Raw genomic sequence first — 26,361 nt, forward strand, 5'->3', positions numbered from 1 at the left:
CGGGTCTAGCGGCCCGCGTAGCGCTCCCAGAGGGTTTCGAATTCCCGGCTGTATTCGGCGAGCAGATGGGCGTCGTCGGTGACCAGCAGGTTTTCCTCGTTGCTGGTGGTGGCGCTGCGGGTCCAGTTGAAGCTGCCGTTGAGCAGCAGACGACGGTCGAACAGCGCGAACTTGTGGTGCATGTGGTAAGGGCTGTTGTCGATGCGCACCGGCACGCCCTGCGCCAGCAGCTGTTCGATGTCGCTGCCCGGATCGAAGCGCTTTTCGCTGTCGCTGATGACCCGCACCCGCACACCGCGCCGGTGGCAGGCGATCAGGGCATCGCTGAGCAGGTTGTCGGAAATGGTGAACACACAGACGTCCACCGCTTCGCGGGCCTGCCGGCACAGTTCGCGGATCCGTGTCCGGCAACTTTCGCCCGGGCTGAAATGCGCGCTGCTGTGGCTGCGCGTCACGGCGCAGCGCACCTCCAGGGTGCGGATCACCTGCTCCAGCCATTTCAGCGCCGGCAGCGCCGCCTCCGGCTCCGCGACCCGCTCGCGCACCAGGGCGAAGGCGCGGTTGCGCAGGAAACGCACCTGGTCGGGCGACAGGTTGTCGCCCAGTTCGCGCAGTTCGTTGCGCTCCTCGTTGCTCAGGCGCAGGTCCGCCAGACTGTCACGCAACTGCTGGTCGAGCTGCTCGAAGTTCATGCCTCAGCATCCTGTTCGAAGGCGGGTGTACCCGCGTCGGACCGGCTGTCCGTTCCGCGTGCCGCGCGGCTGGCCAGCTCGCGCAACTGGTGCGCCATGTCCTGCATGTTGCGGTGGGTGCCCAGGTCGATGTCGATCTTCTTGTCCATGGCGTTGAGCAGCGGCAGGAAGCTGTGCTGCAGGCTGTCGGCCAGGCGCTCCAGCAACTGCTGGATACCCGGCTGCGGCGGCGCGACCACCTGCAGGTCGACCTCGACCCGCGGCTCGACCTGGCGCAGGCGCTCCAGGCCGGCCAGCAGCTGCGCCCAGGGCTGCTCGGCGTCCGCCGGCGCGCCGGCGCGCCGTGCACCCAGCGCGCGCACGCCTTCCACCAGGTCGTTGAGCTGGGCCACCACGCGGCCGCCGACATCCGCGTCGCTGCCGCCGATGGCCTTGTTGCGCAGGAAGTCGCGCTTGATCTGCGCCCAACGCTCGGCCTGTTCGGCGCTCAGGGTGCCGCGCAGTTCGGCCAGCTTGAGGAGGTTCTCCTCGGCGCCGCTGGTCAGCAGTTGCGATTCGCCCTGGTAGTGGTCGGCGATCAGCTGCAGCAGCTCGGCCTCGTTCATCACCGCACTGATCTTCTCGGCCAGCTTGTTCATGTTGCGATAGCTGCCCTGCAGCTTGAACGGCGGCTCGGTGCGGTACTGCTCGGCCTGGGCGGCACTGGCGATGTACTGCTGGTTGACCTTGAGCACGGTGTCGCGCACCTGCAGCAGCCGCTGCAGGGTGGCGGTGATCTCGTTGATCTCCGCGCCGCTGTAGTCATGGCTCAGTGCGTTGGCCGAGAACGGCTTGCCCTCGGCGCGCTCGACGAACCGATAGAGATCGGTCAGCTCGCGGGTGGCCAGCGGCGCCAGCACCGGGTTGGCGGTCAGGCTGTTCTCGATGTAGCTGAGGGCGAAGGCGTCCTGCATGCCGCCGAGGGTGTCGCCGAGGTTATAGATGTCGGCACGGTTGGCCAGCATGTCGGGGATCTTGAACAGCTCGCCGGACTCGGTGTAGGGGTTGCCGGCCATCACCACGCAGAACTTCTTGCCGCGCATGTCGTAGGTGCGGGTCTTGCCCTTCCACACGCCCTCGATGCGCCGGGTGCCGTCGCACAGGGAGATGAACTTCTGCAGGAACTCCGGGTGGGTGTGCTGGATGTCGTCGACATAGAGCATCACGTTGCTGCCCATCTCCAGCGCCAGGTTGAGCTTCTCCAGCTCCTGGCGCGAGGTGGCGTCCGGCGCCTGCGCCGGGTCGATGGAGCGCACCTCGTGACCCAGCGCCGGACCGTTGATCTTCATGAAGATCAGCCCGAGGCGGTGGGCGACGTACTCCATCAGCGTGGTCTTGCCGTAGCCCGGCGGCGAGATCAGCATCAGCAGGCCCATCAGGTCGCTGCGCTTGCCCTCCCCGACCGTGCCCATCTGCTTGGCCAGGTTGTCGCCGATGAAGCCCAGGTACACCTCGTTGATCAGCCGGTTGCGCACGAAGGAGGTCAGCGGCCGCGGGCGGAACTCCTCCAGGCGCAGCGCCGCGCGTTCGCGTTCGAGCACCGCCTGGCGCAGCGCCTGGTAGCGCTGCAGCGCGGGCAGCACCTGGGTGCGGTGGTGGCGCAGGCGCTGGAAGAAATCGTCCAGGCTCAGCTCCAGGGCGCCCTCGCGGATGCGCGGGTGCTCGCCGAGCAGGCCGTCGACGCGAAAGCGCAGGTCGGCCTCGACGATGCGCGGCGCCAGCGTTTCGCCGACCAGGCTCAGCGCCACCGCTTCCGGCACGTAGTTCTGCAGATCGGGCGCCTGACTGCGGCAATAGCCCTGCAGCCAGTTGGTGGCCAGCGCCCAGCGCTGTGCAGGCTGCGCCTGCAGCCTGTCCAGCGCCTGCCGGTGGGCGTCCCACAGGTGGCTGGCCTGCAGGTGCCGGCGCAGGCCTTCGAGCAGCTCGCGGGCGTACTTGCTGCAGGCGAATTCCACGCGCTCGGCGGCCAGCTCTTCCACCAGGTACTCCGCCGCGTCCCGCAGCAGCGGGTCGGCCTGCCCGAGCGCATGCTGCGCCTGGAAACCGCGCATGGCCTCGCAGACCTCGGCGCGCAGTTGCTCCACCCCGTTGGCATGGCCGAACAGACGGCGCACCTGCGCACTGCTGGCCGCCCGTTGCGGCCAGAGCGCCGCCTGCGCCTCGCTGCGCCAGCACGACCAGAAGAACAGCGCGAAACCGCGCGCCGCCGGGCCATGGATCAGCAGCCCGGCGCTGTCGCGCAACTCGAGCACGCGGAGCAGGATGGCCAGGGCGTCCTGGTCGTGGATGCCGCGCTGGTAGCCTTCCCGGTAGCGCGGCGCGGCGAACTCGCGGATCAGCCCGAGCAGCTCCTGGGGCTGGCTCATGGCGGCCTTCAACCGATCCCGGGACAGGCCGTCACTGCCGCGCTCGGCGGCCTCCAGCAGCGCCCCGGCCAGGTATTCGGCGCGGCACAGCTGCTCGGATTCGGACTCCAGCGACACCTGCCAGTAGTCGCGCAGGGCTTCCAGCTCCGGGGCGTGCAGCGGCTCGAGGAAATCGGTGCCGGTCAGGTGCAGGTGCAACTGGTCGCCACGCGGCAGCAGGGTCAGGTCCAGCTCCTGGGTGTTGACGCTGAAGCGATGGCGCGGCCCCAAACGGATGACGTTGCCGCCCTCCTCGAACAGCTCGCGCTGGTCGCGCTGGGCCCGCACGGCCTGGTCGCGTACGCCCTTCAGGCGCGCCTCGATGTCGTCGGCGCGCACGCTGTCGCCCAGCTCGCGCAGCCGCTCGGCCAGTTCGCGCAGCTTGAGGATCAGCGGGTCGCCGGCGAAGAACGCGTTGAGTTCCTCCGCGCGGCTGAAACGCGCGGTGCGCCGGCCCAGGCCGTCGAGGATGCGCCGGGCGGCATCGGCCAGCGATTGCGCCTTGCGCTGGCGCTCGTCGAGCAGCGCCTGGCGATGGGCCTCGAAGGTTTCCAGCAGCTCCTCGCGCTTGCCCAGGATGTCGCCGAGGAATTGCTCGTGGTTGCCGAACTGGCTTTCCAGCTCCTCCAGCTGCACCAGCAGCCGCGACAGCTGCTCGTCGCAGCGCTCCGGGTCGGTGGCCAGCGCCAGGGCGCCGGTGACGCTCTGGCCGAACAGCTTGAACTGGGCGCCGAACTGCGCCACCGCCTCGCTCGACCCGAGGCCCTTGCGGCGCTGTTCGGCGCGCGCCTTGGTCTGGTTGAGGCGGGCGTAAACCTCGGAAATGCCTTCGACGATGCGCGTGCGCTGGGTGGCGTCGTCGATCTTCAGCGAGGCCATCAGCCCGGACAGCATGTCCAGGTCCGCGGCCATGCCGGCCATCGTCCGCAGCGGCTCGGCCAGCCCCGCCACGGTTTCCGCCGCCTGGGCGGCCTGGTCGAGCTGCGCCAGTCGGTCGAGGAATGGCTGGAGCGCCTGCGCCCCGGCGAGGAACGCCGAGGTGGCGGTGGCCACCCGTTCATGGGCGTCGAGCAGCGCGCGCTCCATCGCGTCGATGCGCGCCACGTCGATGTAGCGCAGCTCGCGGATGGTCAGCAGCAGACCGCGCTGGGCGCCGAGCTGGTTGAGCGCCTCGACGTACTCCTGGGCCTGCTTCCAGCCATCCATCCAGAGGCCGTCCAGCAGCGCCTTCTGGCGCGCTTCGGCATCGGCCATGGCCCGCGCCGACTGCTGGCGGATGCTTTCCACCTTCTCGAACTCGTCCAGCACCAGCTCGCCGGTGGCCGCCACCTCGCGCAGCAGGGGCGCCAGCCCGGCGCACTCGGGTTCGCCGAGCCAGTGGTAGGCATCGAACAGCCGCCGAGTGTTCTGGCACAGCTGGCTGAAGCGGGCCACCGAGACTTCCGGGCTGTCGATCTCCCGGGCCAGGCCCAGCAGGTCGGAAATGCCGCGCACCAGCTCGGCATTTCCGATGCGCCCGAAGAAACCGCCCCGGGCCGGCTGGCGGGCGGCGTATTCCTCGCTGTAGAACGGCGTCTGCCAGATCTGCATCGGATGGATGCGGGTCGGTTCGTCCCCTTCGGCGGAGAAGATCACCATGCGCCCGTCTTCCAGGCGCGCGTGGCCGTGGCCGAAGATCGGGTTCTGCAGGCGGCGGCTGATCAGGTTGTAGGTCAGCAGCACCGAGCGGCCTTCAAGCGGTTCGTAGAACACGAACTGCACGTCCTCGCCGTTGGGCGAGCGCAGCATGCGCTTGAAGCGCATGCCGCCCATGGACTGCTCGAAGGTCTTGTACTCGCCGTTCTGCAGGTAGTAGCCGCCGGGGAAGATGATGCCGTGGTCTTCCGGCAGCTGGATGCACGCCTGGCCGATCGCGTCGATGCGCTCGACCTTGCGGGTCAGGCTGTTGAACACCAGGTAGCGCCAGCGCTCCTCGCGGTAGGGCAGCACCTTGAGCAGGATCAGGCCGCCCAGCCGGGCGTACTCGATCTGCGCGTCGTCCAGCGACTGGCTCTTGTCCAGCACCGGCTCGCGGTAGATGCCCTGGCCGTCCTCGGTGTTGTTCTCGACCTTGATGGTGAGATCGCCGCCCAGGGTTTCCACGAACACCGTGTCGAGGATGTTCAGATGCGGGTGGCGGCCGTTGACGGCCATCTCGCGGGTGGTCTTCTGCCACTCGAAATCGAAGGACGCCGGCAGGGCGATGTCGCGCTCGCCACGGTTGTCGATGTAGCGCACCTGCTGGCCATCGGCGGAAACCGACCAGCGGAACACGCGGATGTCGCTGACCCGCTCGCCGATCTGGAAGCTGGCCAGCAGCTTGCCGTCACGCCGGGTGAGCTGCAGCAGCCGGGTGTTCTTGTAGTAGGTGTACAGCTCGTTGAAGTCGTTGACGAAGCTCTGCTGGCCCAGGAAGCTGCCGGCCAGCTCCAGCGGCTCGGCCTCGTAGCCCTGCTCGTGCTCCACCAGGCGGTACAGGGAGAACACATCCTCGATGCGCGTCTCGCGCTTGAGACCCAGGAAGACGTTGTAGCCGAACAGCAGGTGGTCGCCGACCTGGACGATGTCGCGCGCCACGCAGTTGTTCTCGGTGCGGATGCGCACCCTGCCGGCCACCTCCATGCGGCTGTCGCCGAACGCCTGCAGGCGCTGCTGGTTGAGGGTCTCGGCCTGCTGGCGAACCTGGCGGCCCTGCTCCAGCAGACGTTTGTGCAGCACTTCATAGGCGCCGCCCTCGGCGACTGCCTTGTCCACCAGGTCCTGGGCCTGGGGAGCGGCCTGTTCCGACATCGTGCTCGTCCTGATCGAAAGTCCACGGGGCGACCGGGCCCGCGCACGGGCCCGGTTCGACGGGAAAGGGTCCGCGCCGCGGCGCGGACCGGGCATCAGCTCTCGGCGGCCGACTTGGCGGCATCCAGGTCACGGCCAGCGCGGCCGTTGAGCAGGCGCGACAGCATGTCCTGGACCACCGGGCTCTTGCCGACCACGCCTTCGATGGCCTTGCCCACCGACAGCGACTTGGCGAAGGAGTTGAAGAAGTCGCCCTCGCCGCCGACGATCTCGATCTTCGCCTGGCCCAGCGCGGCGGCGAGTACCTCGGCCTGCTCCTTGGCGATGTCCTTGTTGGCGGCGATGGCGGCCAGGGACTCCTCGAAGTGCTTCTCCAGCTGCATGCGGAACTCTTCGTGCTGGCGCGCGTTGTCGCTGAGCGCGTCCAGGGCGCCGAACTTCTTGCCCAGGCCCTCGGCCTCGGCGCTCAGCCGCTCCAGCAGCACCTGCGCCTCGGCCAGACCCAGGTCCTGGGTGGCCTGGGCCTTGGCGCTGCCCAGCTGCTGTTCGCCGCGCGCCTGGGCGCCGAGCTTCTCTTCCAGCACCTTGGCCTCGGCCAGGCCGTCCTTCTCCCGGGCAGCGGCCTGGGCTTCCAGCACGCGGGCCTGCGCCAGGCCTTTCTCCTGCTCGCCACGGGCTTCGGCAATCAGCTGCTCGGCCTTGACGCGGGCCTGCGCCAGCCCTTCCTTCTCGACCGCCGCGGCGGTGACTTCCAGCACCCGCGCATCGGCCAGGCCCGGCGCGGCGCGCTCGGCCTCGATGCCCTCGGCCATGCGCTTCTTGGCCTCGGCACTCTTGGCCGCGGCTTCCAGCTCGGCCTGGGCCAGCGTGTTGATCTCCACGGCCTTGTGGCGGGAACGGGTCTCGTCGGCCTCGGCCTGCTTGACCTGGCGCACCAGCTCTTGTTCGGCTTCGGCCTGGGCCTGCAGCACGACGACCTGCTTGAGGCGCTCGGCCTCGGAGACCTCGCGCACTTCCTTGATGCGCTCTTCCTCCTGGGCCACGGTCTTCTCCACCGCCACCCGCTCGCGAATCACACCGGCGATGTTCTTGCGCTCTTCTTCCAGCGCCTTTTCCTTCTCGATGCGCTGCAGCTCCACTTCACGCTCGCGGGCCACCACTTCCAGGTCACGGGCACGGGTGACCTTCTCCACCTCGATGACCACGGCGCGCTGGCGGTTCTGCACCGCCACTTCCACCTCGCGCTGATGGTTCTCGGCGCGGATGTCCAGTTCCTGCTGGGTCTGGATGCGCGCCTGCTCGGCCTTCAGCCGCTCTTCCTCGCGCACCTTGAGCGTTTCGGCCTCCTCGCGGGCGCGGATGGTCTCGATCTCGCGCTTCTGCCGCGCTTCGGCATCGGCCTGCTGGCGCTCCAGGGCCAGGGTGGCCTCGCGGGTCTCGACGTTCTTCTTCTTGATCGCCAGCTCCTCGTTGCGCTCCAGCTCGTTGGTGATGACGTTCTGCGCGGCGGTCAGCTGGGTGATCTTGCGGATACCCTCGGCGTCGAGGATGTTGGTCGGGTCCAGGGAAACCTTGGGGGTCTGCTCCAGGTAGTCGATGGCCACGTCTTCCAGCACGTAGCCGTTGAGGTCGTTGCCGATCACCTCGACGATGCGGTCGCGGAAGCTCTGCCGCTCCTCGAACAGCTGGACGAAGTCGAACTGCTTGCCGACGGTCTTCAGCGCTTCGGAGAACTTGGCGTTGAACAGCTCGTTGACCGCGCCACGGTCGGAGGCGCGATCGACGCCGATGGCCTTGGCGACCTTGAGCACGTCTTCCTGGGTCTCGTTGACGCGCAGGTAGAAGGCCACGGTGATGTCGGCGCGCAGGTTGTCACGGCAGATCAGGCCATCCTTGCCACGGCGATCGACTTCCAGGGTGATCAGGGAGATCTTCATGAACTCCTTGAGGTAGATCACCGGATACACCAGCGCGCCGGTGAAATGCACCTTGGGCGTGGAGGACAGGTCGTTGACGATCAGCGCGGTGCCCTGCGGAACCTTGATGTAGAAGGCCTTGAACAGGACATAGAAGCCCATCAGCAGCAGGAAGAACACGCCCACTCCGACCAGGAACGGCATCAGCATGGCGAAACTCATGGGTAAACAATCTCCTTGTTTTTAAAGCGGGTGCGTGCGTCCTTCAGGACACGGACAGGCCGTCGAACTCGGCTTCGCTGATCACCCGATAGGCATGCGGCTCCGGCAGGTACTCCAGCAGTACCACCCGGTCGCCGCGCTTGAAGTCACGGGACGCTTCGGCGCGGATGCGCAGGATCAGCCCGGCGCCGCCGTTTTCCAGCATGGCTTCGCCGTGCTGCTCGGTGACCCGCCCGCTGCGCACCAGCGCCCGCTGGCCAAGCAGCGAACGGCTATCCGTGGATTCCAGCTTGCGAAACAGCGGACGCAGCGGACGGATCAGCAGGGCCACCAGCGGTACAGCGGCCACCACTGCGGCCACGGCCGCCAGCAGACCCAGCGGGTAGCGCAGCAGGCCCAGCGGCAGCGGGTCGAGAATCAGCAACTGAACGAAGTAGCAGCCCAGCCAGGCGAAGAAGAACAGCAGGGTGAGCACCAGGGTGACCGGCACGCCGTTGAGCCCGCACTTGAGCAGCAGGCCGGCCAGTCCCTCCAGCGCCGTGTCATCGCCGTCCAGCAGCTCGACATCGACCAGCCCCAGGGCGGCAACCAGCCAGTAGAGGATGGCCACGCAGAGCAGGAAGCTGAGCAGGACAGTCGGAAAGGACAGCGAGGTATGCAGAAACAGTTCCATCGGATCGCAACTCGAGGCGGCCCGAACGCCCGGGAAGAGCGCTCAGGCCTTTTGACGGTCAGTCGGCCTGGCGGGCCTGCAGGCGGGCCAGTACCTGCTCGGCGCTGCTGCCGCTGGCCACCAGGCCCGCCGCATGCAGCTTGCGCTCCAGCGCCTGGTCGCCGTTGCCTTCGGCAGCCAGCTCCGCCGAGGCGTCCATCAGCGCGGCGCGCTCGGCCTGCTTCTGCTTGATGCGCTCCAGCGATTCCACGGCGGAGTGCAGCCGCGACTGGGCGTCGCCATGCCGCTGGGCGACCGCCTGCTGTGCTTTCTGCACGCTTTCGGTGGCCTTGACCGTATCTATCTGCTGCTTGAGCTGCTTGATGTTGCCCTCGGCCTGGCCGATGGCGGCGCGCAGGCGCGTGGCGCTGGCGGCGAATTCCTCACCCTGCAGGCGCTCGCCCGCCAGGTCGTTTTCCAGTCGGGCGATCTTTTCCGCCACCTCGCGGGCCAGCCCCGGGTTGTCGGCGTCGAGCGCCTTGAGGGCGTATTGCTCGTACTCGCCGATCTGCTGCCGCAGGTTGGCGACCCGCTCCTCGGCCAGCTTCTGCCGGGCCATGATGCTCGCCAGGGCTTCACGGGACCTGTGCAGCTCCTGGTCGGCGTCGCGAATCTCCTGATCGAGGATCCGCAGGGCCTGGCCATCGACCAGCGACTCCCCCACCTCGCGGGCACCGCCGCGCAGGGCGGTGAGCAGTTTGCTCCAGACGTTCATCGCGCGCTCCTTGTTGAGAGGAAATCCTCATAGGCCTCGGTGGCCGGGCTACCGATCGGCCGGTCCTGCTCGCGCAGACGCTGCGCTACAGGCACCGGGAATGGACGGAGGACAGGCCTCCCATGCGGCGCGCACGCTAGCGGCTCGCATACGAGGCAGACAACCCTTGGGGGCGGCTAACACGTCAAGGTGTGACGCAGGTCACGGTTGTGCAACGCGGACGCGTACACGGGAGGGAGGGGATATTAGGCGTAGGTGCGCACCCGGTCGCTGCCGCGCAACGCGGCGAGCACGGTTTCGTCGGTACTGCCGCCGGCGACCAGCAGATCGCGGCGCACGCTGTCCAGCACTTCGGCCAGGCCGGCAGGATGACCGAGCAACGCACGGCCAACCACCCGGCTGATCAGCGGCTCTCCGTTCTCGTCATGCAGGGTGATGACCCGACCGCCATCGGGCCGGCGCGGCCCCAGGGTGACGTTGTAGGAAGCCAGTGCGGCCAGCAGTGCATTCATGTCCATCCGATACAGCCCCGGTAACCGATTGAAAACCGGGGCTTTGAGGCTGGCGAAGACGGAAAGTTCCGTCAGGCGTTGCCGGCCAGGCGCAGGCGCGCGGCCTGGGTGAAGTCCAGCATGCGCTTGAGCGGCTTGACCGCACGCGGCACCAGCGCCGGGTCCACCAGGATCTCGTTGCTGCCGTCGCGCAGGGTCTGCAGGGTACGTTCCAGGGTATTCATGGCCATCCACGGGCAGTGCGCACAGCTGCGGCAGGCGGCGCCGCTGCCGGCGGTGGGCGCCTCGATGAACTGCTTGTCCGGGCACAGCTGCTGCATCTTGTAGAAGATGCCTCGGTCGGTGGCGACGATGAAGGTCCGGTTAGGCAGCGTCTGCGCGGCCTTGATCAGCTGACTGGTGGAGCCCACCGCGTCGGCCAGCTCGATGACCGCCTCGGGGGATTCCGGGTGCACCAGCACCGCTGCCTCCGGGTAAAGGGCCTTCATGTCGGCCAGCTGCTTGGCCTTGAATTCCTCGTGGACGATGCAGGCGCCTTCCCAGAGCAGCATGTCCGCGCCGGTTTCACGCTGGATGTAGCGGCCCAGGTGCTGATCGGGTGCCCAGATCAGTTTCTCGCCGTTGTCCATCAGGCTTTCGACGATCTCCAGCGCGCAGCTGGACGTCACCACCCAGTCGGCCCGCGCCTTCACCGCCGCCGAGGTGTTGGCATACACCACCACGGTGCGTTCGGGGTGCTGGTCGCAGAAAGCGGCGAACTCCTCCACCGGGCAGCCGAGGTCGAGGGAACAGGTCGCCTCGAGGGTGGGCATCAGCACGCGCTTTTCCGGATTGAGGATCTTGGCCGTCTCGCCCATGAACTTCACGCCGGCCACCAGCAGGGTGCTGGCCGGGTGCTGGCTGCCGAAGCGGGCCATTTCCAGGGAGTCGGCGACGCAACCGCCGGTTTCCTCGGCCAGCGCCTGCAGCACCGGATCGCAGTAGTAGTGGGCGACCAACACGGCATCCTGGCGTTTCAGCTCGGCGGCGATCTCGCCACGCAGGCGGGCCTCCTCCTCGGGGGTCAGCGGCCGGGGCTGCTTGGCGGCGAGGTGGGCTTGAACCAGGATGCGCTCGGGGATCTGGGACATGACGGCGGGACCTGCAAACTCGACTGAAGCGGAAGGCGAGTATACACCCGGCCCGCCCGCAGGCGGCTGCCTGCGGGCAACAGGGGCGCATACGAAAAAGCCGGAAATCAATCTTTCAACTGATTTCCGGCTTCTACTCGTTTCAACTGGTGGGTCGTGTAGGGCTCGAACCTACGACCAATTGATTAAGAGTCAACTGCTCTACCAACTGAGCTAACGACCCGATGGCTGTGCATCATACTGATTTAATTCAGGAAATCAACAGGTTTTTTAAAAAGCATCTGAGCGGCCGGGAACGGCCTACCTGCGTTTCCTTTGACCGGCCTCAACAGCCGTGCCGGGCCGGGTTTCTACCATACGCGGATGAAATCGAGCCTGTCCCAGCTGTTCCTGCTACCCCTGCTGGCAGCCCTGGCCGCACTGCTGATGGTGCTGACCTGGAGCGAGCCGGCCAGCGCCCCGTCCGCCGCAGCCGTTGCCCACCTGCCGACCGACAGCCTGGAACCCATCGCCCCCCTGCCGCCCGAGGTTGGTACGGTCCTTCCCCGGCGCGCCGCCCTGGGCGCCCGCCTGTTCCACGATCCGCGCCTGTCCATCGACGGCACGATCAGTTGCGCCAGCTGCCATCCCCTGCCCCACGGCACCGATGGTCGCAGGCGCTCGCTCGGCGTGGGCGGCGTGCCGAGCGAGCGCAACGCCCCCAGCGTGCTGAACGCCGCGCTCAACTTCACCCAGTTCTGGGATGGGCGCGCCAGCACGCTGGCCGAGCAGGTCCGCGGCCCGCTGCTCGATCCCCGGGAAATGGCCGCCAGCTGGACCCATATCGAAACCAGCCTGCGCGCCGATGCCGAGTACGCCCAGGCGTTCGAGCAGGCCTACGGCGCCATCGACCCGCACAGCGTCACCGACGCCCTGGTCAGCTACCTGCAGACCCTGCTCACCCCCAACGCCCCCTTCGACCGCTATCTGCGCGGTGAAGCAGCCGCCATCGACGCCGACGCCCGGCGGGGCTACGAGCTGTTCAAGTCGCACGGCTGCGCCAGTTGCCATCAGGGTGTGGGCGTCGGCGGCAATCTGTTCCAGCGCCTCGGCGTCATCGCCGACTATTACGCCGACCACCCAACCAGCGCCGCCGACACCGGCCGCCAGCGCATCACCGGACGCGAGGAGGACCGCCACGTCTTCAAGGTGCCGAGCCTGCGCAATGTCGCGCTGACCGCGCCGTATCTTCACGACGGCTCGGTGGCGCAACTACCCGACGCGGTACGCATCATGGGCCGCTACCAGCTCGGTCGACGCCTGACCGACGAGGAGATCCACCTGATCGTCGCCTTTCTCGACACCCTGACCGGGGAACTCCCCGCAGCGCAGCTCGCGGCCCACCACCAGCCATGAAACAGACCGCCCTCTTCCCCGTCGACTGGCGACGTGCCGCCCGCACCCTGCTGCTGGTGCTGCTGATCGGCACCCCGCTGGTCTGGCTGTTTTTCCGCGCCGACAGCATCTCCATCGAGCAGCACCAGGACTACTCCCGGCAACTGCTGCACCTGCAACAGCTGGACGCCGAACTGAACGCCTCGGTCCTGGCCAGCCGCTACAACCTCTACCGCAACTTCGACCGCAGCAGCCAGGGTGTGCGGGATCTGCTGGCCATCAGCCAGGGCTTGGCCGACCTGCCCGGCTACCTCCCCCGGCACGAACGCCAGCAACTCGAACAACTGGTCGACCAGTTGCGCCGGGTGAGCCTCGACAAGGCCGACGCGGTGGACCGTTTCAAGCGTGAGACGGCGATCCTGCGCAATTCCCAGAGCTATTTTCCGCTGCTGACCGACGGACTGATTCGCCAGGGCGTGCTGGGGCAATCGCTCTCCCGCGAGGTGGGCATCTTCGGCCGCTCGGTGATGACCTTCCTGCTGGACGACGACCCCGAGCGCGCCGTACGGCTGCGCCTGGAGCACAGCCGGCTAAGCCAGGTCGCCGCGGGGCTGGAGCCCGTCACGGCGGAAACCCTGCGCATCCTGCTCGGCCATGCCGATCTGATTCTGACCCACAAGCCCGCGTTGGATGCCATTACCCACGACATCCTCGAACTGCCGACCCATGCCCTGGGCGACGCGCTGATTCGCAACTACGCCCTGGCCTACAACCAGGCACTGCAGAACGCCCGTCGGTACCGGGTACTGCTGTTCGTGGTGGCGCTGGGCCTGGGCATCTATCTGGTCGCGGCGGTGGCGCGCCGTCGGCGCCTGGCCGCGCAACTGGCGGAAGCCAACCACGAACTGCATGCGCGCCTGGAAGCGCTGCACCAGGCGCAGGACGAACTCAAGCGCTACGCCACGGTATTCACCAATGCCCGCGAGGGCATGGTCATCACCGATAACAAGACGCGAATCATCGCCGTCAACCCGGCCTTCACCGAGATCACCGGCTACTCGCTCGGGCAAATCGCCGGCGCCACGCCGGCCAAGTTGTCCTCGGGACGCCAGGACCCGGAGTACTACCGCAAGATGTGGACCGCCCTGCAGGAGCGCGGCCAGTGGCAGGGGGAGATCTGGAATCGGCGCAGCAATGGCGAGATCTATCCCGAGTGGCTGTCCATCGCAGCCGTGCGCGACAGCGCCGGCGAGACCACCCACTACATCGGCATCTTCTCCGACGTCACCGAGCGCAAGGAGGCCGAGGCGCGCATCCATCATCTGGCCCACCACGACGCGCTAACCGGCCTGCCCAACCGGCTGCTGTTGCAGGACCGGATCGGCCAGGCAATCCGCGAAGCCAGGCGCAAGGGCAATCAGGTCGGCATCCTGTTCATGGACCTGGATCGTTTCAAATGGATCAACGACACCCTGGGCCACGACGCCGGCGACCACCTGCTGCGCACCATCACGCGGCGCTGCCTGGATGTGCTGCGCGAATCCGACACCCTGGCACGCCTGGGTGGCGACGAGTTCGTGGCCATCCTGCCGGACCTGAACGACGCGCAGGACGCCGGCCTGGTCGCCCGCAAGCTGCTGACCGCCATCACCCAGCCGTGCATGCTGGACAGCCATGAACTCAGCGTCACCTGCAGCATCGGCATCGCCGTCTTCCCTGGCGACGGCCTCACGGACTCCCTGCTGCTGAGCAATGCCGACGCCGCCATGTACCGGGCCAAGGCCGAAGGCCGCAACCGCTTCCAGTTCTATTCGACCGACATGAATGCCGCGCGGCTGGGCGAACTGCTGCTCGAACACCAGTTGCGCGGCGCCCTGGAACGCCAGGAACTGTGCCTGTTCTACCAGCCGAAGGTGGATGCCCACGACGGCACGCTGCGCAGCTGCGAAGCGCTGCTGCGCTGGCGGCACGCCGAGGAGGGCCTGCTGACGCCGGATCGCTTCCTGCCGGCCGCCGAAGAATCCGGCCTGATCGTGCCGATCGGTGAATGGGTGATTCGCGAAGCCTGCCGGCAGATCCGCCGCTGGCTCGACGAGGGCCGCGAACCGGTGCGGGTGGCGGTCAACCTGTCCGGCCAGCAGTTCGCCCACCAGAACATCGTGCAGCTGGTGCGCGAAGCACTGCAGGAGCATCGTCTGCAGCCGCACTTGCTGGAGCTGGAGCTGACCGAAACCATCCTGATGCGCGACATCGAGCGCACCCTGCTCATTCTCGGTGAACTGTGCGAGCTGGGCGTCAGCCTGGCCATCGACGACTTCGGCACCGGCTATTCGTCACTGGCCTACCTGCGCCAGTTCCAGGTGCATACGCTGAAGATTGATCGCAGCTTCGTGAGCGACATCCAGGTGGGCGCCAACGAGGCCAAGATCGCCTCGGCGGTCATCGGCCTGGCCCACAGCCTGGGATTGCGGGTGGTCGCCGAAGGGGTGGAAACGCCGCTGCAACAGGCATTTCTTGCCGCCCATGCCTGCGACTACCTGCAGGGCTACCTGTTCGGCAAACCGGAACCGGCGGAGCAGTTCAGTGCGCGTCTGGAGACCAGGCAAACGCCGGCCTGAAAACGAAAAATCCCGCCGTGTGGGCGGGATGCTTCGTGCGTCGAGACAGGTTCAGCGCAAGGCTTTCAGGTCGCGCTCGGCCAACTTGGCCGCCGATGTGCCGGGGTACTTGGCGACCACCTGCTGCAACGCGGCGCGCGCCTTGTCGGTGCGCCCCAGGCGCCGCTCGACATCCGCCAGCTTGTAGAGGGCATCCGGCACCTTGCTGTGGTTCGGATAGTCCAGGGGGACGCGGGCGAAGGCCTGGCCGGCGGCCTGCAGGTCGCCCTTCACCAGATTCACCTCACCGAGCCAGTACTGCGCATTGGCGGCGTAGCGGCTGGCGGGGTAACGGCGCAGGAAGGCGCTGAACGCCTGGCTGGCCTTGTCGAAATCCTTGGCCTTGATCAGATCGAAGGCGGCGTCGTAGTAGAGCTTTTCCTTGGCAGGATCAGCCGGTTCGCTGGCCGCCGGGGCCGGCGTAGACGCATTGGTCGGTGCCGGTTGCGGCACGGACCCTGCCTGATTCAGGCGATTGTCCAGTTGCTGATAGCGTTCCAGCGATTCCTGCTTCAGGCGCTGGATCTCATGCTGCTGTTCTTCGACCATGCCGCGCAGGCGGGCCAGTTCTTCCTGCATCTGCTGCAGCTGAATGAAGAGTTCGCCCTGGGCCGAAGGCGGGAGCGATGCCCCGCCTCCTGCCTGGACCCCGCCGGAACCGCTCACCGTCGGCAGGGGGCGCAACTTGCCCCCGCCTTCGGTAACCGGAACCTGTGCCATGGCCACCAGCGGCAGGCTGGCCAGCCAGGCGATCAGAATCTGGCGGTAACGAGTCATCGCGATTACTGCTGACGCAGTTCCACGCGACGGTTCTGCGCCCAGGACTGCTCGCTGCTACCCAGGGCAACCGGACGCTCTTCGCCGTAGGACACCAGCTCCAGCTGGGCCGGGGCGACGCCCTGCAGGCTCAGGTAGCGCTGTACGGAACCGGCACGGCGCTCACCCAGGGCCATGTTGTATTCGCGGGTGCCACGCTCGTCGGCGTGACCTTCCAGTACCACACGCACGCCGGTGGACTTCAGCACCTTGGCATGGGCGTCCAGGGCGCGCATGGCTTCGGGCTTCAGATCGGAGCTGTCGTACTCGAAATAGAAGGTGGTGATGGCGCGCAGGGCAGCATCGGCGTCAGCCTGGGAATTGTCGACGGTGGAGTCGACCTGAGCCGGGGCGCTGCTGACAGCATCGGCTTCAGTGGTGGTTTCACCAGCGGTTTCGCCGCCGGAAGAGGCGCAGCCAGCGGCAACGGCCATGGCGAGAGCCAGGGCGGAGAGCTTACCGAACTTCAGCATTTCCATATAACAACTCCAACAGTCAGGGATGATAGGAACACTTTTATGGCGCCCCGCTACCTAGTTCAGGTAGGGGGACCAGGATGGTTCGCGAACTTCACCTTGTGCGGTGGGCAACGCGATCCGGACTCGTCCGTTGATGGAGACGAGCATCAACACCTCACGCCCCTGGTGACGAGTGGCGTAGATTAGCATCGTGCCATTAGGCGAAACAGTGGGCGATTCATCAAGTGTGGTGTCTGACAACAAGCGCAGATTACCGCGCTGCAAGTCTTGTGCCGCCACTTTGAAATTGGTGTAACCCTCCTGGCGATGCACCATCACCAGGGTCTTTTCGTCGGCCGACAGCTTCGGCGCGGCGTTGTAGTTGCCGACGAAGGTGATGCGTTCCGCCGCCGGACTGCCAATGCGCTGACGATAGATCTGCGGCCGTCCGGCGCGGTCCGAGGTGAAGTACAGGGTCTGCCCGTCGCGCCCCCAGAACGGCTCGGTGTCAATGGCGTAGTGGTTGGTCACGCGCTGCATCCGCCGGCTCGCCAGGTCCATCACATAGATTTCCGGGTTGCCGTCGCGCGACAGCACGAACGCCAGCCGGCTGCCGTCCGGCGAGAACGCCGGCGCCCCATTGAGCCCTTCAAATGCGGTGATGCGCTCGCGCTTTCCGGTATCCACTTCCTGGATGAAGATGCGCGGCCGGCGCCCCTGCTCGAACGAGACGTAGGCGATGCGCTTACCGTCCGGCGAATAGCGCGGCGACAGGATCGGCTCGCGCGACTGCAGCAGCGTCACCGCCCGGGCGCCGTCGTAATCCGAGCGCTGCAGGGTGTAGCGGGTATTGGTGGTGCCCAACCGTTCGGCCGTCACGTACAGCAGCCTGGTGGAGAAGGCACCCTTGGTGCCGGTGATCTTCTCGTAGGCCAGGTCGGCGATGTGGTGGGCCAGGTCGCGCAGCTGGCTGGCGCTGCCACCCACCGTACCGGTCAGCATCTGCTGCTGGGTGGCCACGTTGAACAGCACGAACTGCGCCTGGTAGCGGCCGGCGTCCAGGTCCAGGCTGCCCAGCAGCACATACTGGGCCCCCAGCGCCTGCCAGTCGCGGTAGATCATCTCCGAGGCCTGGGTCGGCAGGCTGATCATGTTCTGACGCGGAATGGGTTCAAAGATGCCGGAATTGCGCAGGTCGTTGCCGATGATGCCGGCCAGGTCCTCGGGCAACACCGTGGCGCCCTGCCAGCCAAACGGCACCACCGCCACCGGAATGGCGCGGTCGACACCGCTGGTGACGCGAATGTCGGCTTCCTGCGCCATCGTCACGCCGGCCAGGCTGCACAGACCGAGCAGAAGCATTCGAAAGACAGTTTTCACAGCGCGAGATCCTCTGGCGTGAAGGTCATGGTGAAAGAGCGGTACCGGTCGAACTCATTGGGCTTCAGACTTTGTACCTCGCTGACGCGCCCAATGTTACGCACCGCGGCGACCGCCGAGTTGTCGAAGGCGACATCGCCGCTCTTCGTCTCCACGTTGACGCTGGTAATGGTGCCGTCGGGCAGCATGGTCACGCGCAGTCTGACCATCATGTTGGGGCGCGCCGAAGGCGGGCGACTCCAACCCTGGGCGGCGCGTAGGCGCAGCAGATCGTCGATGTTGCCCATGGCCTCTTCGCTCACCTCGTCGGCCAGCGCGGCCTGACGCTCCGTGTCCTCCTTGAGCAGCTCGGCCAGCGCCTGGGCACGGAGGTTCTCCTGGGCCTTGCGGGCGGCCTCTTCCTCGGCGGCCTTCTTCTTGGCCACTGCCTCGGCGGCCTTGCGGGCCTTCTCTTCCTCGGCTTTCTTGCGTGCCTCTTCGGCCGCCTTCTTCTTCGATTCTTCCTCGGCCCTCTTGCGGGCGACCTCCGCCTGACGCTTTTTCTCGGCCTCGGCTTTTCGAGCCGCTTCGGCGCGCTTTTGTTCCTCGGCCTTGGCGGCGGCGATACGCTGCTCTTCGGCCTTGCGCTGCTGCAGCTGTTCCATCTCGTACTCGCGGGCGCCGGTCTTCTGCGCCTCGCCGGCAATTTTCTGTCGAGTCTGGCTCTCGGCGTGGCTCTTCGACTTCATTTCATACAGGGTGGCCTGCACCACCGGACGCGCCGGCGGCAGTTCGGGCGTGCTGGCGAAACTCGCGAACAGCAGACCGAACAGCACCAGATGCAGGCCCACGGCGCCGAGCACCGGCCAGAACCATGGCGACGAGGAAGTCTGTTCCACGGGACGCATCAGGGGGCCTCGGTAATCAGGCCGACATTGCCGACCCCGGCCTGCTGCAGACCGCCCATCACGGCCATCACCGCACCGTAATCCACGGCCTTGTCACCACGCACATACACCTGCACCTTTTTCCCCTGCCGGCTGTTCTCGGCGAGGATGCCGCGCACCGCGCCCACCAGCTTGTCCAGGGACACCGCCGACTCGCTGTTGCGGGTCTGCTCGGTGCGCACCTCTTCGCCCATGTTCCAGTAGTAGGTGCGGTCAGCCTTGATCGACACCGTGAGCACGCGGGCGTTGTTGTCCTGCGGCAGCACCTCGGTGCTGACCTTGGGCAGGTCGACCTTGACGCCCTGGTTGAGCATCGGCGCGGTCACCATGAAGATCACCAGCAGCACCAGCATCACGTCGATGTAGGGCACAACGTTCATCTCGGCGACCGGCTTGCGTCTGTTGCGAATTCTGGCCATCAGCCGCGCCTCATTCTTCAGAGGTGTGCACCTTGCGGTGCAGGATCGCCTGGAACTCGTCCGCGAAGGTGTAGTAACGGGCGATCAGCTGTTCGCTACGGGCGGAGAAGCGGTTGTAGGCAATGACCGCGGGAATCGCCGCGAACAGGCCAATGGCGGTGGCGATCAGCGCCTCGGCGATGCCCGGTGCCACGGTGGCCAGCGTGGCCTGCTGCACCTGGGCCAGGCCGCGGAAGGAGTTCATGATCCCCCACACGGTACCGAACAGGCCGATGTAGGGGCTGGTGGAGCCGACGGTTGCCAGGAACGGCAGCGCCTGCTCGAGCTTTTCCTCCTCACGGGAAATCGCCACGCGCATGGCGCGGTTCACGCCATCCATCACCGCGTCCGGACCGACACCCGACTGCTGGCGCAGGCGCGAAAACTCGCGGAAGCCGGCGCGGAAGATCTGCTCCACACCGCTGTTCGCTTCCGGGTTGTTGCCGGACTGGCGATACAGCTTGGACAGGTCGATGCCCGACCAGAAGCGCTCTTCGAACTCTTCCAGGGCATGCTTGGCGCCGCGCATCAGGCTGCCGCGCTGGAAGATCAGCACCCAGGAAACGACCGAGGCGCCCACCAGGATCAACATCACCAGTTGCACCAACAGGCTGGCGTTGCTGATCAGACTCCACAGGGACATGTGATCGACGGCGTTGGGTTCCACGCTTACTCTCCTGGACGGGTACTGGCCAGGTCGTCAGCGAAGGCGGCACGCAGCGCTTCGGGGATCGACCGGGTTTTCAGGGTATCGGCACGCACGCAGACCACCAGGACGCTGCCCTCGCAGAGCAGCAGCCCGTCGGTGACACGACGCACCTGTTGACGGAAACGCAGGCTGGCACGGTTCAGCTCGACCACCTCGGCCGAGACGCTCAGTTCGTCATCCAGGCGGGCCGGCGCGTGATAGCGCGCCTCGCACGAATGAACCACGAACAGCAGGTTGTCCTGCGCCAGTTGCGACTGAATGAAACCCAGGCGGCGCAGGCGCTCGGTGCGCGCACGCTCCATGAACTTCAGGTAATTGACGTAGTAGACGATGCCGCCAGCGTCGGTGTCTTCGTAGTAGACCCGGCAGGGGAGCGCGAACGGCTGACTAAGAGTGTTCATTTCAGAAAAAGTTCCCGAGTCATGCTTCATCGGTGCCCAGGCGTCCGGGCAACGGCAGACCGAAGTGCAGGTAGGCATGCCGGGTGACCACGCGCCCGCGCGGGGTGCGCATGATGTAGCCCTGCTGGATCAGGAAGGGCTCCAGCACATCCTCGATGGTGTGGCGCTCCTCGCCGATGGCCGCGGCCAGGCTGTCGATGCCCACCGGGCCGCCGTCGAACTTCTCCATCATGGTCAGCAGCAGGCGGCGGTCCTGATGATCGAAGCCGCGTTCGTCGACATCCAGCATGTTCAGCGCCAGGTCAGCCACCTGACGGGTGATCTCGCCCTTGCCGCGCACCTCGGCAAAATCGCGCACGCGGCGCAGCAGGCGATTGGCGATACGCGGCGTGCCGCGTGCCCGGCGGGCGATTTCGAAGGCCCCTTCCGGCTCGATGGGCAGGCCGAGGATCCCGGCCGAACGGCTGACGATGGTGGTCAGGTCCTCGGCGGAATAGAACTCCAGGCGCTGCACGATGCCGAAGCGGTCGCGCAACGGATTGGTCAGCATGCCGGCCCGCGTGGTCGCCCCCACCAGGGTGAACGGCGGCAGGTCCAGCTTGATGGAACGCGCGGCCGGGCCCTCGCCGATCATGATGTCGAGCTGGAAGTCTTCCATGGCCGGATACAGCACCTCCTCGACCACCGGGGACAGGCGGTGGATCTCGTCGACGAACAGCACGTCGCCCGGCTCGAGGTTGGTCAGCAGCGCGGCCAGATCGCCGGGACGTTCCAGTACCGGGCCGGAGGTGCTTTTCAGGGAAACGCCCATTTCCTGGGCGATGATGTTCGCCAGGGTGGTCTTGCCCAACCCGGGCGGACCGAAGATCAGCGTGTGGTCCAGGGCTTCGGTGCGACCCCTGGCGGCCTGGATGAACAGCTGCATCTGCTCGCGCACCAGCGGCTGGCCGATGTAGTCGGCCAGCCGGGCCGGACGCATGGCGCGATCCAGTTGCTCGTCGCGATCCCGGGGGGAGGCGGTCACCAATCGATCGGCTTCGATCACTTAAGCCATTCCCTTCAGCGCGCGCCGAATCAATTCTTCACTGCTCAAACCGTTCTCCTGCACCGCGGCGACAGCGCGACTGGCTTCCTGGGGCTTGAAGCCCAAAGCGATCAACGCGCTCACGGCATCATTTTCGGCGGATGAGACCGCCGCCTGCCCGGAAGGTTCCAATACCAGCGGCGCAATACCCGGAATCGCCTCCCAGGCCTTGAAGCGGTCCTTCAGTTCCACCAGCAACCGCTCGGCGGTCTTCTTGCCCACGCCAGGAATCTTCACCAGCGTGGACGTGTCCTGCGCCTGCACACAGCGTACCAACTCATCCACTTCCAGCCCGGACATCAAGGCCAGCGCCAGCTTGGGGCCCACGCCATTCAGGCGGATCAGCTCGCGAAACAGCTCGCGCTCGCGCTTTTCCGCGAAGCCGTAGAGCAGCTGTGCGTCTTCTCTGACCACCAGATGGGTATAAAGCGTCAAGGAATCGCCGACCGGCGGTAGACGATAAAGGGTCGTCATCGGCACTTCCAGCTCGTAACCGACGCCATTCACATCCAGCAGCAAAAAAGGCGGCAGTTTGTCCGCCAGGGTGCCACGCAATCGACCAATCACGGGTCCAGTCCTCTCACGTCAATCGGGGTCGCAGCGCCGCTCACAGCCGCAGCCGGCCGCTGCGCCGTTTGGCCTGGGTCAGGCCATGGGGAATCAGGCTTTGCCGGTGATGGGCGTGGCAGAGCGCGATGGCCAGGGCATCGGAGGCATCGATCTGGGGTTTCTGCAGCAGCTTGAGCAGGTGCATGACCATCATCTGCACCTGCTGCTTGTCGGCGCCGCCGGTGCCGGCGATGGCCTGCTTGACCTGGGTGGCGGTGTACTCGGCGATCTCCAGGCCGGATTCGGCACCGGCGACGATCGCCGCGCCGCGCGCCTGACCGAGCTTGAGGGCCGAATCGGCGTTGCGCGCCATGAACACCTGCTCGATGCCCATGGTCACCGGCCCGTACTGGCGAATCACTTCGCTCACGCCGCGATACACCGTCTGCAGGCGTTCCGGCAGCGCTCCGCTGCCGGTGCGGATGCAGCCGGAGGCGATGTACTCACAGCCCCGCCCGGTGTCGCGCACCACACCGAAGCCGGTGATCCGCGAGCCCGGGTCGATTCCTAGGATCAGCGTCATGCCACCGCCATCACTGTCTATTTATCCAGCCCGCGAGTATACGGACCGACTTCCGTGCCGTCACCCGTCGTTTCCGGCCGGCATGCTGCCAAGAGTGGCTTCAGCCGCGATGCTTTTCCCAGAAGCATCGCGGCTGAAGCCGCTCCTGCAAGATGCATAAAAAAGGCAGCGCCAAGCGCTGCCTTTCTGGGTCGCCGTCACCGGGCAATCAGCCCAGCTGTTCCATGATCTCGTCCGGGATCTCGGCGTTGTGGTAGACGTTCTGCACGTCGTCCAGATCTTCCAGCATGTCGATCAGCTTGAGGACTTTCTGCGCGGTTTCCAGGTCGGTGACCGGCGCGGTGATCGACGGGATCATCGCCACCTCGGCCTCGTCACCCTTGAACCCGGCGGCGCCCAGCGCCTCGTTCACCGTGAGGAAGTCGGCGAAGCTGGTGTAGACCTCCACCGAACCGTCGTCGGCGGCGACCACGTCGTCGGCGCCGGCTTCCAGCGCGGCGTCCATCAGGGCTTCCTCGTTCACGCCCGGGGCGTAGCTGATCTGGCCCTTGCGGTCGAACATGTAGGCCACCGAGCCATCGGTGCCCAGGTTGCCGCCGCACTTGCTGAAGGCATGACGCACTTCGGCGGCGGTGCGATTGCGGTTGTCGGTCATCGCCTCGACGATGATAGCCACGCCGCTCGGCGCGTAGCCTTCATAGCTCAGCTCGACCATGTTGTCGGCGTCGTTGGAGCCAGCGCCGCGCGCGATGGCGCGATCGATGGTGTCGCGGGTCATGTTGGCGGTCAGCGCCTTGTCCACCGCCAGGCGCAGGCGCGGGTTATCCGCCGGGCTGCCGCCGCCATGCTTGGCGGCCACGGTCAGTTCGCGGATCAGTTTGGTGAAGATCTTGCCCCGCTTGGCGTCCTGACGTTCTTTGCGGTGCTTGATGTTGGCCCATTTGGAATGACCAGCCATAACTCACTCCATCTCGTTTTGGATTCCGGAACGGGCCGATCCGATCGGCCCGCCTGTCTAGTCTGGCACCTATACGGGCAGCCACCAGGCCGCCCGCCGCCATTGTTGCCACCCCGAACGGAGAAGCCCGGTTTTCACCGGGCTTCTGAGGGGGGATTACTCCGCCTTGGCTTGCTCGCGCAGGCGAATATGCAGCTCGCGCAGCGCCTTGTTGTCCACGATACCCGGCGCCTGGGTCATGACGCAGGCCGCGCTCTGGGTTTTCGGGAAGGCAATCACTTCGCGGATCGACGATGCGCCGGTCATCAGCATGACCAGGCGGTCCAGACCGAAGGCCAGGCCGCCATGCGGCGGCGCGCCGAACTTCAGCGCATCGAGCAGGAAGCCGAACTTCTCCTGCTGCTCCTCTTCGCTGATGCCCAGCACGCGGAACACCGCCTGCTGCATCTTGCGGTCGTGGATACGGATCGAACCGCCGCCCAGCTCGGTGCCGTTGAGCACCATGTCGTAGGCGCGCGACAGGGCGGCAGCCGGGTTGGCCTCCAGCTCTTCCGGCGAGCACTTGGGCGCGGTGAACGGGTGGTGCATGGCGGTCAGGCTGCCGTCGTCGTTTTCCTCGAACATCGGGAAGTCGACCACCCACAGCGGCGCCCACTCGCAGGTGAGCAGGTTGAGGTCGTGACCAACCTTGATGCGCAGGGCGCCCAGGGCGTCGCAGACCACTTTGGCGCGGTCGGCGCCGAAGAACACGATGTCGCCATCGACCGCGCCGACGCGATCGAGGATCACGTTGAGGTTCGGCTCGGCGATGTTCTTGACGATCGGCGACTGCAGGCCTTCAACGCCCTTGGCGCGCTCGTTGACCTTGATGTAGGCCAGGCCCTTGGCGCCGTAGTTGCTGACGAACTTGGTGTAATCGTCGATCTGCTTGCGCGGCATGCTCGCCCCGCCCGGGACGCGCAGCGCGGCAACGCGGCCCTTGGGATCGTTGGCCGGGCCGGCAAATACCTTGAAGTCCACATCCTTGAGCTGATCGGCCACGTCGACCAGTTCCAGCGGGATGCGCAGGTCGGGCTTGTCCGAACCGAAGCGACGCATGGCCTCGGCCAGGGTCATGTGCGGCAGCTCGCCGAACTCGACATCCAGCACTTCCTTGAACAGCTGACGAATCATGGTCTCGGTCAGGCCCATGATGTCGGCTTCATCGAGGAAGCTGGTCTCGATGTCGATCTGGGTGAATTCCGGCTGGCGGTCGGCGCGCAGGTCCTCGTCGCGGAAGCACTTGGCGATCTGGTAGTAGCGGTCGAAGCCGGCCACCATCAGCAGCTGCTTGAACAGCTGCGGGGACTGCGGCAGGGCGAAGAAGCTGCCAGCGTGGGTGCGGCTCGGCACCAGGTAGTCGCGCGCGCCTTCGGGAGTGGCGCGGGTCAGGATCGGCGTCTCGACGTCCAGGAAGCCGTTGTCGTCCAGGTAGCGGCGGATGCTCGAGGTGATGCGCGAGCGCAGCTTGAGCTTGGCGGCCATTTCCGGGCGGCGCAGGTCGATGAAGCGATAACGCAGGCGGGTTTCCTCGCCGACGTCGGAGTATTCGTCCAGCGGGAACGGCGGGGTCTCGGCCTGGTTCAGCACTTCCAGTTCATAGCCCAGCACCTCGATGGCGCCGCTGGCCATGTTCGGGTTGCGCGCGCCCTCGGGACGCATACGCACCTTGCCGGTGACCTTCACCACGTACTCGCTGCGCACCCGGTCGGCCTTGGCGAAGGTTTCCACGCGGTCCGGGTCGAATACCACCTGAGCCAGGCCTTCACGGTCGCGGATGTCCAGGAAGATGACGCCACCGTGGTCGCGACGGCGATGGACCCAGCCGCAAAGGGTGACTTCCTGACCGTCGAGGGCCTCGTTCAACTGGCCGCAATAGTGGCTGCGCATCATGGTGTGTTCGCTTCTCTTCTGGAGTCTGGTTCGTCTTGGCCGGCCACCCGCTGGCGCCGGGGTCAGGCCAGTGTGGCAAAGCGCGAGATTATATAGGGTAAATCCCTGCCGCGCAGCCGTGGCGCATGGCGCGCTGCTGGTTGATCCAGATCCATGACCGCAAGCGAAAACCCCTGTTAGGCTGACATCACCTCATTGCACGCATCGGAGGAGTCATCATGGATATCGACATCGGCATTTCCCAACAGGACCGGGCGGCCATCGCCGAGGGCCTGTCCCGCCTGCTGGCCGACACCTACACGCTCTACCTGAAGACCCACAACTTCCACTGGAACGTCACCGGCCCGATGTTCAACACCCTGCATCTGATGTTCGAGACGCAGTACACCGAACTGGCGCTGGCGGTGGATGCCATCGCCGAGCGCATCCGCGCCCTGGGTTTCCCGGCGCCGGGCACCTACGCCGCCTACGCGCGGCTGTCCTCCATCAAGGAAGAAGAAGGCGTGCCCAGCGCCGAGGAGATGATCCGCCTGCTGGTGCAGGGCCAGGAAGCCGTGGTGCGCACCGCGCGCGGCATCTTCCCGCTGCTGGACAAGGTCAGCGACGAACCCACCGCCGACCTGTTGACCCAGCGCATGCAGATCCATGAAAAGACCGCCTGGATGCTGCGTAGCCTGCTGTCCTGAACCCTGCCCGCCGGGGCGGCCGTCCGGCCGCCCCGCGACTTCGCACGCACTTGCAGCGCCGCGATTTGAGCCCCCTTCCGCTTTGCTGTTAAATACGCGCCGTGCCGCACGTCCTACGCGGCATAGGCCTGCCGCCGTCCCACTCCTTCCCTGTATTCGCGGAGCTGCGCGGCGACTGGCTCTTCCCCTGCATCATGCTGACTGTGAGTTCATTTCCC

General features: G+C 66.4%; 22 protein-coding genes and 1 tRNA gene. 3 read left to right on the top strand and 20 right to left on the bottom strand.

The features are described 5' to 3' along the window. Positions 1-5 precede the first annotated feature (5 nt). The 8 genes from VL129_RS16835 to VL129_RS16870 form a co-directional block, all read right to left on the bottom strand. Positions 6-692, bottom strand: coding sequence for a phospholipase D-like domain-containing protein (locus tag VL129_RS16835; protein WP_325414776.1), 687 nt, complete (start codon positions 690-692; stop codon positions 6-8). Continuing rightward, complete coding sequence (locus VL129_RS16840; RefSeq protein ID WP_325414778.1) at positions 689-5,965, bottom strand: DNA repair ATPase; 5,277 nt, start codon at positions 5,963-5,965, stop codon at positions 689-691. The genes VL129_RS16835 and VL129_RS16840 overlap by 4 nt, the downstream gene beginning before the upstream one ends. A gap of 95 nt (positions 5,966-6,060) precedes the next feature. Next, a complete protein-coding gene (locus VL129_RS16845; protein ID WP_325414780.1) occupies positions 6,061-8,103 on the bottom strand; it encodes a flotillin family protein in 2,043 nt (680 codons plus the stop codon). A 43-nt stretch (positions 8,104-8,146) separates the two neighbouring features. Continuing rightward, the gene (locus VL129_RS16850; protein ID WP_325414782.1) at positions 8,147-8,776 is read right to left on the bottom strand and encodes a hypothetical protein; all 630 of its coding nucleotides are present in this window, start codon (positions 8,774-8,776) and stop codon (positions 8,147-8,149) included. 58 nt (positions 8,777-8,834) lie between these two features. Beyond that, the gene (locus VL129_RS16855; protein ID WP_325414784.1) at positions 8,835-9,530 is read right to left on the bottom strand and encodes a PspA/IM30 family protein; all 696 of its coding nucleotides are present in this window, start codon (positions 9,528-9,530) and stop codon (positions 8,835-8,837) included. 245 nt (positions 9,531-9,775) lie between these two features. Next, positions 9,776-10,042 (bottom strand): DUF3509 domain-containing protein, encoded by a 267-nt coding sequence (locus tag VL129_RS16860; protein ID WP_325414786.1) that lies wholly within the window; start codon positions 10,040-10,042, stop codon positions 9,776-9,778. Between the two features lie 71 nt (positions 10,043-10,113). Beyond that, on the bottom strand, positions 10,114-11,172 hold the full coding sequence (gene nadA / locus VL129_RS16865) for a quinolinate synthase NadA (protein ID WP_325414788.1): 1,059 nt from the start codon (positions 11,170-11,172) through the stop codon (positions 10,114-10,116). Positions 11,173-11,319: 147 nt separating this feature from the next. Further along, positions 11,320-11,395, bottom strand: a tRNA-Lys gene (locus VL129_RS16870). 140 nt (positions 11,396-11,535) lie between these two features. Between VL129_RS16870 and VL129_RS16875 the strand changes: the two genes are divergently transcribed. After that, positions 11,536-12,567 (top strand): cytochrome-c peroxidase, encoded by a 1,032-nt coding sequence (locus tag VL129_RS16875; RefSeq protein ID WP_325414789.1) that lies wholly within the window; start codon positions 11,536-11,538, stop codon positions 12,565-12,567. Then, complete coding sequence (locus VL129_RS16880; RefSeq protein WP_325414791.1) at positions 12,564-15,164, top strand: EAL domain-containing protein; 2,601 nt, start codon at positions 12,564-12,566, stop codon at positions 15,162-15,164. Before VL129_RS16875 ends, VL129_RS16880 begins: the two co-directional genes overlap by 4 nt. Before the next feature lie 51 nt (positions 15,165-15,215). On the opposite strand, the gene ybgF is transcribed toward VL129_RS16880, so the two are convergent. The 12 genes from ybgF to aspS all read right to left on the bottom strand — a co-directional run bounded on the left by ybgF (position 15,216) and on the right by aspS (position 25,457). After that, entirely contained in the window at positions 15,216-15,980 is a 765-nt protein-coding gene (gene ybgF, locus VL129_RS16885) for a tol-pal system protein YbgF (protein ID WP_325414793.1), read from the bottom strand. Positions 15,981-15,985: 5 nt separating this feature from the next. Continuing rightward, positions 15,986-16,498, bottom strand: coding sequence for a peptidoglycan-associated lipoprotein Pal (gene pal / locus VL129_RS16890; protein WP_325414795.1), 513 nt, complete (start codon positions 16,496-16,498; stop codon positions 15,986-15,988). A gap of 54 nt (positions 16,499-16,552) precedes the next feature. After that, entirely contained in the window at positions 16,553-17,839 is a 1,287-nt protein-coding gene (gene tolB, locus VL129_RS16895; protein WP_414705219.1) for a Tol-Pal system beta propeller repeat protein TolB, read from the bottom strand. 14 nt (positions 17,840-17,853) lie between these two features. Continuing rightward, the gene (tolA, locus tag VL129_RS16900) at positions 17,854-18,744 is read right to left on the bottom strand and encodes a cell envelope integrity protein TolA (RefSeq protein ID WP_325414799.1); all 891 of its coding nucleotides are present in this window, start codon (positions 18,742-18,744) and stop codon (positions 17,854-17,856) included. Further along, positions 18,744-19,202 carry a protein TolR gene (gene tolR / locus VL129_RS16905; protein WP_325414801.1) on the bottom strand — a complete coding sequence of 153 codons (459 nt, stop codon included), beginning with the start codon at positions 19,200-19,202 and terminating at the stop codon, positions 18,744-18,746. The genes tolA and tolR overlap by 1 nt, the downstream gene beginning before the upstream one ends. Positions 19,203-19,212: 10 nt before the next feature. Then, a complete protein-coding gene (gene tolQ / locus VL129_RS16910; protein WP_325414802.1) occupies positions 19,213-19,908 on the bottom strand; it encodes a protein TolQ in 696 nt (231 codons plus the stop codon). A 2-nt stretch (positions 19,909-19,910) separates the two neighbouring features. Further along, entirely contained in the window at positions 19,911-20,351 is a 441-nt protein-coding gene (ybgC, locus tag VL129_RS16915; protein ID WP_325414804.1) for a tol-pal system-associated acyl-CoA thioesterase, read from the bottom strand. A 19-nt stretch (positions 20,352-20,370) separates the two neighbouring features. Further along, positions 20,371-21,396, bottom strand: a complete 1,026-nt coding sequence (gene ruvB / locus VL129_RS16920; protein WP_325414806.1) for a Holliday junction branch migration DNA helicase RuvB — start codon at positions 21,394-21,396, stop codon at positions 20,371-20,373. Beyond that, entirely contained in the window at positions 21,397-22,002 is a 606-nt protein-coding gene (ruvA, locus tag VL129_RS16925; protein WP_325414808.1) for a Holliday junction branch migration protein RuvA, read from the bottom strand. A gap of 40 nt (positions 22,003-22,042) precedes the next feature. Continuing rightward, positions 22,043-22,567: a crossover junction endodeoxyribonuclease RuvC gene (ruvC, locus tag VL129_RS16930; protein ID WP_325414810.1), complete on the bottom strand. Its 525-nt coding sequence runs from the start codon at positions 22,565-22,567 to the stop codon at positions 22,043-22,045. A 208-nt stretch (positions 22,568-22,775) separates the two neighbouring features. Continuing rightward, positions 22,776-23,525: a YebC/PmpR family DNA-binding transcriptional regulator gene (locus tag VL129_RS16935; protein WP_325414812.1), complete on the bottom strand. Its 750-nt coding sequence runs from the start codon at positions 23,523-23,525 to the stop codon at positions 22,776-22,778. A 156-nt stretch (positions 23,526-23,681) separates the two neighbouring features. Then, a complete protein-coding gene (aspS, locus tag VL129_RS16940; protein ID WP_325414814.1) occupies positions 23,682-25,457 on the bottom strand; it encodes an aspartate--tRNA ligase in 1,776 nt (591 codons plus the stop codon). A gap of 218 nt (positions 25,458-25,675) precedes the next feature. Here aspS and VL129_RS16945 point away from each other — a divergent pair, with 218 nt between their 5' ends. Continuing rightward, on the top strand, positions 25,676-26,143 hold the full coding sequence (locus VL129_RS16945; RefSeq protein WP_325414816.1) for a Dps family protein: 468 nt from the start codon (positions 25,676-25,678) through the stop codon (positions 26,141-26,143). Positions 26,144-26,361 lie beyond the last annotated feature (218 nt).

The sequence above is a fragment of the Pseudomonas sp. genome (assembly GCF_035497915.1).
GTDB lineage: Bacteria > Pseudomonadota > Gammaproteobacteria > Pseudomonadales > Pseudomonadaceae > Serpens.